This is a genomic window from Corynebacterium sp. KPL1818 (genome assembly GCF_000478135.1).
GTDB lineage: Bacteria > Actinomycetota > Actinomycetes > Mycobacteriales > Mycobacteriaceae > Corynebacterium > Corynebacterium accolens.
In genome coordinates this window covers 368,725-382,542 of record NZ_KI515759.1, presented here as the reverse complement: position 1 = coordinate 382,542, position 13,818 = coordinate 368,725, and the positions used below count along the sequence as shown (strand labels likewise).

Below are 13,818 nucleotides of genomic sequence, written 5' to 3'. Positions count from 1 at the left end.
GCAGGCAAATTCTACTAGCCCAAAATGCCAGCGCCCATGGTGGCCTTCAGATCCCCCATGAGGTTGCCGGATCGTTGCACGCGGAGGTGCTCGCCTAGGACCATCGTGGTGGTTTGATCGCCTTCGACAAGCTCGAGGTAAACATCGGAATCACCGTGGTTTTTGACCAAAACTTGCTTGAGCCGGGCGATATTTTCCATCGTGCACTGGTCCGTGCGCATGGTCAGGCGCAGCGGCAGGCTCGCACCCCCGCCGGGGCCCAGCTCGGGGACGCGAATATCGGAACAAAACAGCGACCGGCGCTCATCGCGCACCTTGACGTTGACGCGCGCCAAGATGATGTTGTCTTCCACGATATGCGGCGCTGCCAGCGAATAGACCTTATTGAATACCAAGATCTCTACCTGCGCGCCGTTGTGGTCTTCTACCGTGACAATCGCCCACGGGGAACCATCGCGCTTAGAAAAGCGCCGGTCCACGCCGGAAATGATGCCGCCGATGATGAGTTCTTGGCCATTGTGTACCTCATCGTTGAGGATCTTGGTCAGCGGAGTATTGGTCTGCGCAGCTAGGGCCTCTTCGAAACCATCGAGTGGGTGGCCAGAAACGTAGAGGCCCAGCATCTCTCGCTCGAGTGCCAACTCGTGCTTGCGATCCCACGAGTCGTCCGGCACATCAATGGCAAAGGCGCCCTCCGAGGAGGCGTCGTCGCCACCGCCGAAGCCGGCAAAGAGGTCGAATTGCCCCTTATCCGCCGCTTTCTTGGTGGTTTGCACGGCATCCACGGCGTCCTCGTGAATAAGCATCAGCCCCTTGCGCGGCTGCTGGAAATCATCAAAGGCGCCGGCCTTAATCAGCGCCTCGGTCACGCGCTTGGAACACGCCGCAAGGTCGATCTTGTCGAGGTAATCGCTAAAGGAGTTAAACGCCCCCTTTGCCTTGCGCGAGGCAATGATGGATTCGACCACTTCAGAGCCCACGTTGCGGATAGCGCCCATGCCGAAGCGAATATCCTCGCCCACAGCTTGGAAGTCCTCCTCGGACTCATTGACCGAAGGCGGCAAGACGTTAATGCCCAAGTGGCGGCAGTCCGACAAGTAGATGGCGGACTTATCCTTCTTATCGCCCACAGAGGTCAACAGCGCTGCCATGTATTCCGGCGCGTAGTAGGCCTTGAGGTAGGCAGTCCAGAACGAGACCAACCCGTAGCCCGCGGCGTGGGACTTGTTAAACGCGTACGACGCGAAGGGCTCGATGGTCCCCCACAGGGCATCCATGGCGGATTTTGAGTAGCCATTTTCTTGCATGCCGCCCCAGAATTTATCGTATTGCTGGGCCAGGACCTCGGGCTTTTTCTTACCCATCGCCTTACGGAAGCCGTCCGCCTCACCGGCGGTGTAATTCGCTACCTTCTGCGAGATACGCATGATCTGCTCCTGGTAGACGATAAGACCGTACGTCTCATCCAGGATTTCCTTCAGCGGCTCCTCGAGCTCAGGGTGGATCGGGGTAATTTCCTTGCGCCCGTTCTTGCGGTCGGCATAATCCCAGTGGGCGTTGACACCCATCGGGCCAGGGCGGTACAGGGCCAAGGAGGCCACGATGTCTTTGAATCCGGTAGGCTTCATGCGCTTGAGCAGCTCCTGCATTCCGCCGGAGTCCAGCTGGAACACGCCCAAGGTATCCCCGCGCGAGAGCAGGTCATAGACCTTGGAGACCTTGGGGTCATCGGCATGCAGCTGCTCGAGCTGTACTTCTTCGCCGCGGTTGCGCTTGATGTTTTCGATGGCATCGCCAATAACGGTGAGGTTGCGCAGGCCCAGAAAGTCCATCTTCAACAGGCCAATGGCCTCGCAGGCGGGGTAATCCCAGCCGGTGATATAGGCGCCATCGGCAGGCCGCTTCCACATCGGGATGTGGTCCATCAACCGCACGGAGGCCATAATCACCGCGCAGGCGTGCACGCCAGCCTGGCGAACAACACCCTCCAAGCCGCGCGCGGTGTCATAAATCTTTTTCACATCCGGGTCGGTTTCCACCATCTGGCGGACCTCGGCGGCCTCGGAATAGCGCTCGTGGTCGGGGTCAGTAATGCCCCGCAGCGGAATATCCTTCGCCATAATCGCCGGCGGCAGCGCGCCGTTGATACGGTCGGCCATCTGGAAGCCGGGCTGGCCAAAGTGTACCTTGGCGGAGTCCTTAATGGCCTGCTTGGTTTTCACCGTACCGAAGGTAATGACCTGGGCAACCTTGTCCTCGCCCCAGCGCTCGGCGGCGTAGGTAATCATCTCGCCGCGGCGGCGATCGTCGAAGTCGATATCGATATCGGGCGCGGACGGGCGCTCGGGGTTCAAAAAGCGCTCGAAGAGCAGGTCGTGTTCCAGCGGATCAATATTGGTAATGGTCAGCGCGTAGGCCACGAGCGCACCCGCCGCAGAACCACGACCGGGCCCCACGCGGATGCCCACCGAACGCGCATACTTAATAAGCTCCGCCACGATGAGGAAGTAGGACGGGTAGCCCTTCATCTCAATCACGGAAATCTCGTACTTGGCGCGCTCGATATACTCCTCCGGCACATCGCGCCCGGGGAACCGCCGCTGCAGCCCCTCCATCACCTCGTGGGTCAGCCAGGAGGTGGGGGTGTGGCCCTCGGGGACATCGGCAATGGGCATGCGGTCGTGGGGGTGTTCCTCCCACACCTCGCTGTAGTCTTGCACGCGCTCGGCAATCCACAGGGTGTTATCGCAGCCATCCGGAATCAGGTCATCCCAGGTATCGCGCATCTGCGCGGCGGACTTGATGTAGTAGCCGGTACCGCCGAACTTGAAACGGTCCGGGTCCATGAACGTCTTACCGGTCTGCACGCACAGCATGGCCTCGTGCGCCGGAGCCTGGGATTCCAGCACGTAGTGGCAGTCATTGGTCACCAGCGGCGGCAGGTCCAGCTTCCGGCCGATTTCGAGCAGCCCATCGCGCGTGCGCTTTTCGATGTCCAGCCCATGGTCCATCAACTCCAAAAAGAAGTTGTCCTTGCCATAGATGTCTTGCCACATCGCCGCAGCCTCGAGGGCCTCGTTGAATTGGCCGAGGCGCAGGCGGGTCTGCACATCACCGGATGGGCAGCCGGTCGTGGCGATGATGCCATCGGCATGCTCGGCGATGAGCTCTGCATCCATGCGCGGCCACTTGCCCAGCTGGCCTTCGTAGGAGGCGAGCGAAGACAAGGTGAACAGGTTGCGCAGCCCGGTCGCGTTTTCCGCGATCATCGTCTGGTGCAAATACGCGCCCGAGGCGGAGACATCGTCGCGCTTTTGGTCCGGGGTGCCCCACAACACACGCTTTTTATTAAAGCGCGATTCCGGGGCCATGTAGGCCTCGATGCCGATGATGGGTTTGACCCCGGCGCTGGTCATGCGCTTATAAAAGGCATCAGATCCATACATATTGCCGTGGTCTGTCATGCCCACGGCGGGCATGTTTTGCTTGACCACCTCATCAGCCAACATATCGACCTTGGCCATGCCGTCCAGCATGGAGAACTCGGTATGGTTATGCAGGTGGACGAAGGAGGAGTTTTTGGCCATGCGGTCATCTTAGCGGGGCGGTCAAGATGACGATATTATGCGGTGATGATCTACACGCTCGCCGCATACATCATGTGGGGGTTCTTCCCCGCGTTCTTCCCGCTCCTGCTGCCGGCCACGCCGCTGGAAATCCTCGCCCACCGCGTGTTGTGGACCGCGGTTATCGTCACGGCATTTTTGATATTCAGCGGCGGCTGGCGCGAATTGGTCCGCATGGACAAGCGCACGTGGGGCTGGCTTGCCGCCGGGGGCGTATTTATCACGGTCAATTGGGGCACCTATGTGCTGGCGATTAATACCGATCACGTGGCCGATGCCGCTTTAGGCTATTTCATCAATCCCCTGGTATCGGTGGCGCTCGGCATGATCTTCTTAAAGGAGCAGCTGCGCCCATGGCAGGCGACCGCCGTCGCCGTGGCGGCAATCGCGGTGCTGTATCTGACCTTCTTTACCGGCCAGGCGCCATATATCTCGCTGCTATTGGCGGCATCGTTTGGCATCTACGGACTTATCAAGAAGCAGGTGCGGGTTTCGGCAGCGGTCTCGGTCGCGGCGGAGGCATTGGTGGTCTCCCCGGTTGCCATTGCCTATATCGTGTGGATTGAACAGGCAGGCCGAGGCACCTTCGTCACGGAAGGCACGCCACACATTCTGCTCTTAATCAGCGCCGGCCTGATCACCGCGCTGCCACTATTGTGCTTCGCCCAGGGCGCGCGGACGCTCCGCTTATCGACGATCGGCATGCTCCAATACCTCACCCCCATCATGCAGATGCTGTGGGCGCTCTTTGTCACCCAAGAACACTTTTCCGCGCACCGGTGGATTGGCTTCGGCATCATCGGCGTAGCGGTCAGCATCTACATTGCGGATCTCATTCGCGTTCGCCAAAGCGCGCCGCGCAAGAGTGCGCGGCGCGGGTAGGCGGCCCACAGGAGTGCGCGGCACGGGAGAAGGGTGCCAGAGCGCTGCACGCAAGAATGCGCGGCGCAGGTTAGCGGCGCCCAGAAGTTCGCGGCGCGGGTAAGCGGCGCGCAAGAATGCGCGGCGAGGGGGAATGCGAAATGGTTGCGTGCGCAGGAAAACGGTACGCAGGAATGTCCTGCGTGAAAAGGGGTTCGCGAAAGTGTGCGGCACGGGAAAACGGCCCGTAATGGTCGCCGCTGAGGGGGCGGGCCTTGGGCTCAAAGCTGTGGCTATCTGGGCCCGGTATCAACGAGGTCCGGCGGTGGCGGCTGCCAGGGTTTAATCCACCGCACGCCGCCGTGTACGCGCTCGAAGCGGCCATTGCGGGGGCGGGCCGCGCGGTCGTCGTCATTGCGGCCGTTGTGGTGCGGGCACGCTACGGTGAGGTTCTTGGCATTGGTCCACCCGCCGCCGGCCCAGCTATAGATGTGGTGGACTTGGCACTCATCGGCTGGGCGGTGGCACCCGCGCGCCGGGCAGACGGGGTTTTCGGCGGCGGCCATCATAAATTGCTTCCACGTTGCCCCGCGCCGCATGCGGTACAGGTTCACCGGCCCCTCCACGGGATGGATAAGCGTGATAAAGCCTTCTTCCGCCATCGCGCGCTGGGCCAGCTCGGCGCCGCTTATCTGCGCGCCGTTGGTCATGGTGACCGTCACGTCTTTATCGCCCTGCACAACGGCGCTTAGCTTATCCAGCGGGATTACCACGTTGGTGCGCACGGTGGAGGTGGAGGCGCCGGAATGGAAGAGGGCGGCGACATCGGCAAGCGTGCCTGCTTGGTTATGCAGCTCCGCGACGAGGCTGGAGCTGCCCGTAATCGTCAGCGTCCACGGTTTGCCGGCGGCTCGGCGGCGCAGCCGCACCCCGGGTTTGGGCTCGCGCGGCGGGCGCAGCGCGCGCACCTTCTTGCGGGCGAGCTTGTCCATCGCCTGAGTATCGGCCGATACCTGGGCAAGATCCGCGCGCAGGGCCCAGGCCCGGGCTTGGGTGGGCGCGCGGCGGGCGTGCTTTTCGATGACCTCCAGCGTCGGCAGCGAATGCCCATTGCGGCGCGCCCCCTCGACCGCGCGACGCTGGCGGCGCGTAAAGCTGGTCGGCCCGAAATAGATCTGGGAAAGGTGGGCTATCGACGCGGCGGCGGCATCCGGCATTCCGGCGGCGGTCAGCTCGGAGGCGGGCATATCGGCGGCCTCGGCGAGGATATCCATCGCCGAGTTTAAAGCCGCAATATATGCCCGAATGTGTTCCATGCTCCCGATGCTAAGCCGCCACCCCACACCCCGCGCGGCGAAGCGTTCAGGATGGCAATTTTAGCTGGGTGGGCGCACGGCGAAGCTGCCCCAGGCGGCATCGGCAGGCGCGGGCTCGACGGCGGCGACGGCGGGGAGGGAGGCGACATCGGCAAGCTGGGTGCCCGTGCCCCACACCACGGCGGCGCTGACCGCGCTGGGGCGCTGGCCGTAGGAGGCACCGATGCGGTCGAAGGTGCGGTTAATCACCGCAGCGCGATCCTCGCCGGCGACCGGCTCCGGTACCGCAATGGGCGCGGTCGAGCCCATAAGGATGGCATCCATGCGCGGAACGTCAGTCAACGCGGCAGCGACGGCGACAGGCGGCAGCTCGGTATCGAAGGTAACCAGCGCATACGTGGCGGCATCCGGGTCGATGTCCATGGAATTAACGCGCTCAATATACTCCGCGCGGGACTCCCCATCCGGGCCTAGCTGATCGCCTTGCACGCGCGTGGATGCTTGCGTGCCCAGCGTGCCAAAAAGCACCAGGACCACCACGACCGCCACCAGCACCAGGGCCAGTGCCGCTAGCCGACGCCGCCAATAAAACTTCCTCATCCCTGCAGGCGCTCCAGGGCCTGTTGCAGGTCATCGGGGTACGGCGCGCGGGCCTCGAACCACTTCCCGGTGCCGGGGTGGGTAAAGCCCAGCTGCACCGCATGCAGCCACTGGCGCTCGAGTCCTAGGCGGGCGGAAAGCTGCGGGTTCGAGCCGTACATGGGATCGCCGACGCAGGGATGCCCGGTGGCGGACATGTGGACGCGGATTTGGTGGGTGCGGCCGGTTTCCAGGTGCACCTCGATGAGGCTGGCCTCGCGAAAGGCCTCGATGAGGCGGTAATGGGTGACAGCGGCCTTGCCATCGTCAAGCACGGCGAATTTCCAGCCCGCCTTCGGGTGCCTGCCGATGGGCGCATCGATGGTGCCTTCAATCGGATCGGGCAGGCCCTGGACCACCGCGTGATAGGTCTTTTTCACGGTCCGGTGCTTAAACGCATGCTTGAGTGCGGAATAGGCGCGCCCGGAGGAGGCCACGACCATGACCCCGGAGGTGCCCACGTCCAGGCGGTGGACGATGCCCTGGCGCTCGGTGGGGCCAAGCGAGGCCACGTTATACCCCGCCGCGCGCAGCCCGCCGATGACCGTCGGCCCATCCCAGCCCACGCTCGGGTGCGCGGCGACGCCCACGGGTTTGTGCACGCAGATGATATCGGCGTCGCTATATAAAACGTCCATGCCCTCTACCAGCTCTTCGCGCGGCAGCAGGGGCTTTTCCGGCTCTGGGAGCAGCACCGAGACCATCTGGCCGGACGCCAGGCGCTCGGATTTACCGAGTTCCTGCGAATCCACGGTGACCCCGCCTTCTGCGCACAGCTGGGCAGTGGCCGAGCGGGAGAGGCCGAGGAGCTTGGCAAGCGCGGCATCGGCACGCATGCCCTCCAAGCCTTCTGGAATGGGAAAACTGCGCAATTGCCTATTCATTTTCCGCCCTTCGTTCCGCAATCAGCATGGCGCCGATAAAGATGACAACGCCGCAGGTAATGGCCGCATCTGCGATATTAAAGACCGCGAACGAGCCGACCGAGATATAGTCCACGACGTGCCCGAACCAGAAGCCCGGGTCGCGGAAGATGCGATCTGCAAAATTGCCCAATGCCCCACCGGCAATGAGCGCCAGCCCCAGCGCCTGGCCGGTGTTGTGGATGCGCGGGGCGGCGATGGCAACGCCTAAGACGAACGCCAATTGAATGGTGGTAAACAGCCAGGTCGATCCCTCGCCACCGATGGAAAACGCCGCGCCCGGGTTAAAGAGCAGGGTAAACCTGAACCAGTCCCCGATGACATAGTGCGGCACACCCTCCGTCAGGACGGTCAGCATGAGTTGTTTTACGGCTTGATCCACAACCGCCACGGCGATGACCACCGCGGCGATAAGACCTGTCTGACTCCTTCGTTTTTGGCTCACCCACACCATTCTAATCAGGAGCGTCCGGTATTTTGGTAAGCGTGTTTCGAGTCAAAGTTTTTACAGCCCTTTCCGCCGTCGCCGTAGCGCTAAGCGCCTGTTCTTATGAGACCCCCGGCCCCGCCGTGGAGCAGCCAGTCGGCCTGACTATCGATGCCCCGCGCCTGACCGTCGAAGAGGCCGGAACCGGGGAGAAGAAACTGCTGGAATATCACGACATCGACTCCTCGCAGGAGGTAACCTACCGCGCCACGGAGGGATTTTCGCAGGACCTGCTGAATAAATCCGCCGCCGCCGACTTCCAGGCCGCCGACGTGGATAAGGAGACCACTACCCTGCCGCTTTCAGCTTCCGTGGATAAAGCCACCGAGGACGTCGAGGATCAATTGCCGGCCTCGCGCAACGCGTTTGTCACCGCAGGGGATCCGGAATACTCCGGCGATACCGATGTCTCTTCTGCGTCCGGGTTCCAATTTGGCTGGCGCGGCCAAGACAACGGCCAGATGAATTCCCTGCGCTTGGCCGCCCCGCAGGATGCGAGCGATGAGGCGCGCGGCACCGTCGAACAGGCGATCATGAAGCTGACCGCGCTGCCCATCGTCTTCCCGGAAGAAGCGGTCGGCACCGGCGCGACGTGGACGGTAGATTCGCGCGTGACAGGAGAATCCACGCTCTTGCAGACGACCCGCTATACGGTCAAGTCCATCGATGGTGACCGCGTCACGCTATCCGTCGAGGTGGAACAACGCCCCACCCTGGGCGCATTGTCCTTCGAGGGCCAAGCCGAGGGCACGGAGTTAAAAGATAAGGAACTCGACGTGCTGGATTCTTCCACCAATTCCTCGGGCAGCATCACGGTGGATCTAACAAAACCGCTCCCCGTGGGCGGTGACGTGTCCTTCGATACGAAGGTAACCTACGGCACCGCCGATTCAGACCTGCGCGTCGTGCAATCAAGCTTGACGGAGCTGGCGTTTTCCGAGTAACAGGACTTACTCGGCGGGGGCCTCTACGGGGGCCTCGGCAGGCGCCTGCTCTGCGCCGGCCGCGGGGGCATCGCCCTGGGCTGGAGCGCCGTCGCCCTCATCGGCAGGCAGCGCGCCCGCACCGGTATCGGCGCACATCTCCGGCACCTGCTCAGGCGGCACCGTGTTTTGGATCAGCGTGCAGGCCCAGGTCTTCGACAGCTTCCAGGTGCCGTCTTGATAAATAAATTCCACCTGGTCCGCGGTCTGCTCCTGGCCATCAGCCGTGGAGAAATTCACCGTGGTCAGCACGGACTGCGGGTCATAGCCGGGCAAAACCGGATCCACGACCGCGAACTCCGCACCGGACTCCTCCTTCGAGCGCGCCATGGTGTCGAAAATCTCCGGGGCGGATTCGCCGCCTTCCACGGTGGCGGTCTTTTCTTCCTGCGATGCCTCCGGATCCGTGGCCTTTGCCAGGATGGCGTTCAAATCGGCGGCGGTTGGCAGTGCGGGGGCCGCGGAGTCGCCGTCGGCGGACGCGGATTCGCTGGATTCGCTGTTCTTGGTGGTGTCTTCTTGCTCGTCATCAGAAGAGCAGGCGGACAGGGCGGCCGCCGCGCTCAATGCGAGGCACGCGGCACCAAATTTGCGGAATTTCACTTCTCACTCCTCACGTCTGGGTTATAAACTCCCATCAGTTTACATTTGCACCAGCTTTTCTGGTCCGCGCCTGCCGCCTCGGCGCGTCTTCTTTTATTCTGGAAGGTATGACTAACCTCGCCCTCATCGCCACCGGCGGCACGATTGCCTGCACCACTGTGCGGGATGGTTCCCTCGTCCCTACCGTCACCGGCGCGCAGCTCGCGGCCGATATCGACGCCGAAGTGGTGGAATTTCGCCAGCTCGATTCCTCTTCTATTACGCTCGCAGACCTCGACGAGCTCATCGCGGTGGTCAACGAGCAGACCGCCCGCGCAGACATCGACGGCGTCATCATCACCCATGGCACCGATTCGATGGAGGAGACGGCGATGGCGCTGGAGATTTTTTGCGCCAGCGATACGCCCATTGTGCTCACCGGCGCGCAGCGCTCCTACGATCACCCGCACCCGGACGGCCCGCGCAATCTCCGCGATGCGCGCGAGCTCGCTCTTAGCGGGCAGCCCGGCGTCTTCATCCGCTTTGGCGGCATGACCATCCCTGCGCGCGGGGCCCGCAAGCAGCACACCTCTGACCTGCGCGCTTTTGAGTCCCTGCGGATCCCGGATGCCACCCCGCGGCTGCACCCGCAGCCCTTGGCGCCGCACCCGGTAGAAATCATCCCTGCCTACCCCGGCGCGGGGCGCGTGCTTGTCGATGCCGCCCGCACTTCCGCCGCCGGCCTCGTCATCGAGGCCATGGGCGCGGGCAATATGAGTGGGGATATGGGCCGCGCGCTTGCCGATGCCCTCCGCGATGGCCTCCCCGTCGTTATTTCCACCCGCACCCCGTACGGCGCGACCGCGTTGTCCTATGGCGGCGATGGCGGCGGGGCTAGCCTGCATAGCTTGGGCGCGATCAACGCGGGTGCCTTCCGCCCCAGCCAGGCGCGTATTCTTTTGGCCGCGGTGCTGGCCACCGGCACGGACCCTGCCGAGGTATTCCGGCAAAGCCCTGACCCCAAGCGCTACCGCGAAGCCTAGTCTTGGGTTTCCAGCCAGTCTTGCCAATCTAAGGAATCGAGCGGATCCGCCGGCACCAAATCCCGGTCGCTGGCGGCAAAGGATTTCGTGCGGCCGGGTCCGGTGGCGCGGGTTTCAAAACGCACGCTGACCACCCCGTGCCCGGTGCCCTGGATCCAACCGTGGCCAAATTCCGGGTGGTAGACGTCCTGGGTGGCGTGCCACTGATCCTCCACATCGTCTTCGACTACCACGGTGGTCGGCGCCGGTGGCGGGGAGTCATCGCTCACGCCCGTTTCATAGTCGCTATCCGGCAGCACAGGCCGCACGATTTCGCGGTCGAGCTCAGGAAATAGTACGTCTTGGCGCGCGGCTTCCAGCCCGGAATAGCTCACCCCCACCAGGCGGATGGGGCCCAGCTCATCCGGGTAGCGCGCCAGCTTGAAGGCGGCGGCGGTCAATACCTCCAGGTCATCGGTGGCATAGGCCAGGGTGGTCGATCGCGATTCGATGTGGAAATCCGCCATTCGCAGCTTTACCGTCACCGTGCGCGCGCCGCGGCCATCTTTAAGCAGGCGGCGGTGCGCACCCTCGGCCGCGCGGGTAATCGCCGCGTCCACATCCGGTACCGTCAGCAGGTCCTTGGGATAGGTATGCTCCGTAGAAATCTGCTTGGAAATCGCGCGCGGGGCAACTTCCCTATCGTCGATGCCCTGCGCCAGCTGCCACAACTGCAGCCCAACGACGCTGCCGATGGAGATTTCCACCTCCTTTTGGGTCATGGCGGCCAGCGCGCCGATGGTCTCCACCCCGATGCCCTTGAGCTTGGCCTCCGTAACCGGACCGACGCCCCACAGCTTTCCCACCGGGAGCGGATGCAGCATCTCCAGCTGCTTATCCGCTGGGATGACATAGGTGCCATCGGGCTTGGCTTCGCCGGAGCCAATCTTGGCAAATTGCTTGCCGGAGCCCGCGCCGATGGAACACGGCAGGCCCGTTTCCTCCCGGATGAGCGCGCGCAGGCCATCCGCCCACTGGTGCACCTCGTCCGCCGTCGCACCCACCAGCGCCTCTGGTTCCATAAAGGCCTCATCGATAGATAGCTGCTCGATCACCTCCACGTGCTGGGAGATGATCTCAAATACCCGGCGCGAGGCCGCCGAATACACGGCCCGGCGCGGGCTGACCACCACCGCGCGCAGGCCCACCAATTGCTGGGCGCGATACATCGGCATCGCCGAGTGCGCGCCGTACTCGCGCGCCTCATAGGACGCACCGGCAACAACCCCGCGGCCGCCAACTCCACCGACGAGCACCGGCCGGCCCTGCAAAGTCGGTCGGGTCAATTGCTCGACGGAGGCGAAAAACGCATCCATATCGATGTGTAAGACCCAACGTTGCATGCCCTCCAGTCTAAGCCACGCCAACCCCGGAATTGGGAATAGGTTGACGCTTAAACTAACTTGTATGCAAGATGTATGCATGAGCGATACAAGCATGCAGCCTGCCGCGGAGCGGGTTTATGAATTGGTCAAAGAAAGGATTATCGACGGCACCATCGACTCCTCGCAGATGCTGTCAGAAGCCGCACTCGCGGCCGAGGTAGGGGTCAGCCGGACCCCGGCCCACGAGGCTTTCCTGCGCCTGGAGCTCGAGGGCTTTTTGCAGCTTTATCCCAAGCGCGGCGCGCTGGTCGTGCCGATTAGCCCCCAAGAAATCCGGGAGGTCTACGAGGCGCGCCTGCTTGTCGATGCCCACAGTGCCGAAAAGATCTGCGAGCTGGGTGAGGCGGAACGCGGGGGCATCGCCAAGCGCCTGCACGACAACATCGCGGCCCAAGACGCCGCCCTGGATGCCGAGGATCTCCGCGAATACACGCGCCTGGATGCCCAATTCCACCAAATCATCATGGATAGCGCCGGCAATAGCCTGCTGGCCAACGTGGGCCACCAGCTGCGCGAGCGCCAGCAGCGCTTTACCGCCACCGCCATCGGGCGCAATGTGGCGCGGGCTCGCGCGTTCGTCGATCAGCACCGCACGCTTGCCGATGCCCTCCTCACCGCCAACCTGCCCGCCTACCTTTCCGCACTCCGTTCGCACCTGAAGAATTCGAAGGATCAACTATGAGTCAGGACACCACTAATCGCGACTGGTTACCCGTCGCAGGCAGCATGGTGGCCGTTGCCTGGGGCGGCAATGAATTTACTCCCCTGCTCGTGATGTACCGCGAGCAATCCCATTTCTCACAGGTCACCGTCAACGGGCTTTTGGCGGCCTACGTCATCGGCATCGTGCCCGCACTGCTCATCTCCGGGCCGCTTTCGGACTACATCGGTCGGCGCCCCACGATGCTGCCCGCCGCACCGCTCTCCCTGGCTGGGTCCTTTCTGCTGTCCATCGCGCCCGAAGAACCCCTCATCATTGCCGCCGGCCGCGTGCTGTGCGGCCTCGCCCTGGGCATCGTCATGGCGGTCGGCTCCACCTGGATTGCGGAGCTCATCACCCGCTCCGGCGGCGACCCCGCCGCAGGCCCGCGCCGGGCATCAATGTGCCTTACCATAGGATTCCTCATCGGCGCCGCCCTGGCCTCGGTGCTGGCACAATGGGGCCCGTGGCCCACCCACCTGGCCTACGTCCTACACATCCTGCTCACCGTCATTACCGCGGTGTGGCTGTTGAAGACCCCTGAGACCCGCCCGCCTCGTGGCGCGACCGTCAAAGACACATTCTTGGACTTAAGCATCCGCGATATGCTGCACATGCTGCATATTCCTTCTGCCGCGCACCGCCGCTTTTCCCGCATCGTCCTTCCCGTAGCCCCCTGGGTGTTCGGCTGCGCGGGCGCGGCCTATGCCCTTTTGCCGCAGCTGCTTTCCGATTCCGCCGGCGATGCCCCCATCGCCTTTTCCGGCCTCATGACCGTCATTACGCTGGGCTGCGGCGTCGGCATCCAAATGTTTGGCAAGGTCATTGATACCCACCGCTCCGCCCGCGCTTCCGCCGTTGCCATGGCCGTCATTACCGTCGGCACCATCTTCGGCGCCATCGCCGCGCGCACACTCTCCCTCCCACTCGGCATCACCAGCGCCGCCGTCATGGGCGCCGGCTACGGCCTAGCACTTGTCGCCGGCCTTTCCGAGGTCCAGCGCATCGCCGGAAAAGATGACCTCGCCGGCCTTACCGCCGTGTTCTATTCCGTCTCCTATACCGGCTTCTTTATCCCCATGGCCTTTAGCGCGCTTGCGCCCTACATAGGCTTCACCGCACTATTCCTCATCGGCTCCCTGCTCGCCGCATGCTGCCTCATCAACGTGATTCACGGCTGGCGCGCCCACCTGCCCGGCCCCGTGCGCTAGGGCTAGGCCAAGCGCCACAAAAG

12 protein-coding genes are annotated in these 13,818 nt (G+C 63.2%); 5 read left to right on the top strand and 7 right to left on the bottom strand.

The genetic code is table 11. The features are described 5' to 3' along the window. Positions 1–14: 14 nt before the first annotated feature. Positions 15–3,587: a DNA polymerase III subunit alpha gene (dnaE, locus tag HMPREF1261_RS07510; RefSeq protein ID WP_023030509.1), complete on the bottom strand. Its 3,573-nt coding sequence runs from the start codon at positions 3,585–3,587 to the stop codon at positions 15–17. Between the two features lie 45 nt (positions 3,588–3,632). Here dnaE and rarD point away from each other — a divergent pair, with 45 nt between their 5' ends. After that, on the top strand, positions 3,633–4,508 hold the full coding sequence (gene rarD, locus HMPREF1261_RS07505; RefSeq protein ID WP_023030508.1) for an EamA family transporter RarD: 876 nt from the start codon (positions 3,633–3,635) through the stop codon (positions 4,506–4,508). Positions 4,509–4,780: 272 nt separating this feature from the next. Here rarD and HMPREF1261_RS07500 read toward each other — a convergent pair whose 3' ends face one another. The 4 genes from HMPREF1261_RS07500 to lspA are packed head-to-tail and all read right to left on the bottom strand — an operon-like array spanning position 4,781 to position 7,819. After that, complete coding sequence (locus tag HMPREF1261_RS07500; RefSeq protein WP_034658174.1) at positions 4,781–5,803, bottom strand: HNH endonuclease signature motif containing protein; 1,023 nt, start codon at positions 5,801–5,803, stop codon at positions 4,781–4,783. 60 nt (positions 5,804–5,863) lie between these two features. Next, positions 5,864–6,403: a hypothetical protein gene (locus tag HMPREF1261_RS07495; RefSeq protein ID WP_023017260.1), complete on the bottom strand. Its 540-nt coding sequence runs from the start codon at positions 6,401–6,403 to the stop codon at positions 5,864–5,866. Then, on the bottom strand, positions 6,400–7,326 hold the full coding sequence (locus HMPREF1261_RS07490) for an RluA family pseudouridine synthase (RefSeq protein ID WP_023030506.1): 927 nt from the start codon (positions 7,324–7,326) through the stop codon (positions 6,400–6,402). The genes HMPREF1261_RS07495 and HMPREF1261_RS07490 overlap by 4 nt, the downstream gene beginning before the upstream one ends. Next, complete coding sequence (lspA, locus tag HMPREF1261_RS07485) at positions 7,319–7,819, bottom strand: signal peptidase II (protein ID WP_005278476.1); 501 nt, start codon at positions 7,817–7,819, stop codon at positions 7,319–7,321. Before lspA ends, HMPREF1261_RS07490 begins: the two co-directional genes overlap by 8 nt. A gap of 32 nt (positions 7,820–7,851) precedes the next feature. Here lspA and HMPREF1261_RS07480 point away from each other — a divergent pair, with 32 nt between their 5' ends. Continuing rightward, positions 7,852–8,796 (top strand): hypothetical protein, encoded by a 945-nt coding sequence (locus HMPREF1261_RS07480; protein ID WP_034658172.1) that lies wholly within the window; start codon positions 7,852–7,854, stop codon positions 8,794–8,796. A gap of 6 nt (positions 8,797–8,802) precedes the next feature. Here the strand turns inward: HMPREF1261_RS07480 and HMPREF1261_RS07475 are convergent, their stop codons facing one another. After that, on the bottom strand, positions 8,803–9,438 hold the full coding sequence (locus HMPREF1261_RS07475) for a hypothetical protein (protein WP_023028957.1): 636 nt from the start codon (positions 9,436–9,438) through the stop codon (positions 8,803–8,805). 107 nt (positions 9,439–9,545) lie between these two features. On the opposite strand from HMPREF1261_RS07475, the gene HMPREF1261_RS07470 reads away from it, so the two are divergent. Further along, a complete protein-coding gene (locus tag HMPREF1261_RS07470) occupies positions 9,546–10,460 on the top strand; it encodes an asparaginase (protein WP_023030504.1) in 915 nt (304 codons plus the stop codon). Here the strand turns inward: HMPREF1261_RS07470 and HMPREF1261_RS07465 are convergent. Next, a complete protein-coding gene (locus HMPREF1261_RS07465) occupies positions 10,457–11,842 on the bottom strand; it encodes a DNA polymerase IV (RefSeq protein WP_023030503.1) in 1,386 nt (461 codons plus the stop codon). The genes HMPREF1261_RS07470 and HMPREF1261_RS07465 overlap by 4 nt on opposite strands. Positions 11,843–11,921: 79 nt before the next feature. On the opposite strand from HMPREF1261_RS07465, the gene HMPREF1261_RS07460 reads away from it, so the two are divergent. Together HMPREF1261_RS07460 and HMPREF1261_RS07455 are read left to right on the top strand one after the other, a co-directional pair. Then, positions 11,922–12,566, top strand: a complete 645-nt coding sequence (locus HMPREF1261_RS07460; RefSeq protein WP_034658170.1) for a GntR family transcriptional regulator — start codon at positions 11,922–11,924, stop codon at positions 12,564–12,566. Next, positions 12,563–13,795 (top strand): MFS transporter, encoded by a 1,233-nt coding sequence (locus HMPREF1261_RS07455; RefSeq protein ID WP_023030501.1) that lies wholly within the window; start codon positions 12,563–12,565, stop codon positions 13,793–13,795. The genes HMPREF1261_RS07460 and HMPREF1261_RS07455 overlap by 4 nt, the downstream gene beginning before the upstream one ends. Positions 13,796–13,818 lie beyond the last annotated feature (23 nt).

Excerpts from the sequence above, each read along its gene's own strand:
- HMPREF1261_RS07500 (WP_034658174.1), bottom strand. The coding sequence starts at position 5,803 with ATGGAACACATTCGGGCATATATTGCGGCTTTAAACTCGGCGATGGAT.
- HMPREF1261_RS07495 (WP_023017260.1), bottom strand. The coding sequence starts at position 6,403 with ATGAGGAAGTTTTATTGGCGGCGTCGGCTAGCGGCACTGGCCCTGGTG.
- HMPREF1261_RS07455 (WP_023030501.1), top strand. The coding sequence starts at position 12,563 with ATGAGTCAGGACACCACTAATCGCGACTGGTTACCCGTCGCAGGCAGC.
- HMPREF1261_RS07460 (WP_034658170.1), top strand. The coding sequence starts at position 11,922 with ATGAGCGATACAAGCATGCAGCCTGCCGCGGAGCGGGTTTATGAATTG.
- lspA (WP_005278476.1), bottom strand. The coding sequence starts at position 7,819 with ATGGTGTGGGTGAGCCAAAAACGAAGGAGTCAGACAGGTCTTATCGCC.
- rarD (WP_023030508.1), top strand. The coding sequence starts at position 3,633 with ATGATCTACACGCTCGCCGCATACATCATGTGGGGGTTCTTCCCCGCG.
- dnaE (WP_023030509.1), bottom strand. The coding sequence starts at position 3,587 with ATGGCCAAAAACTCCTCCTTCGTCCACCTGCATAACCATACCGAGTTC.
- HMPREF1261_RS07490 (WP_023030506.1), bottom strand. The coding sequence starts at position 7,326 with ATGAATAGGCAATTGCGCAGTTTTCCCATTCCAGAAGGCTTGGAGGGC.
- HMPREF1261_RS07465 (WP_023030503.1), bottom strand. The coding sequence starts at position 11,842 with ATGCAACGTTGGGTCTTACACATCGATATGGATGCGTTTTTCGCCTCC.
- HMPREF1261_RS07470 (WP_023030504.1), top strand. The coding sequence starts at position 9,546 with ATGACTAACCTCGCCCTCATCGCCACCGGCGGCACGATTGCCTGCACC.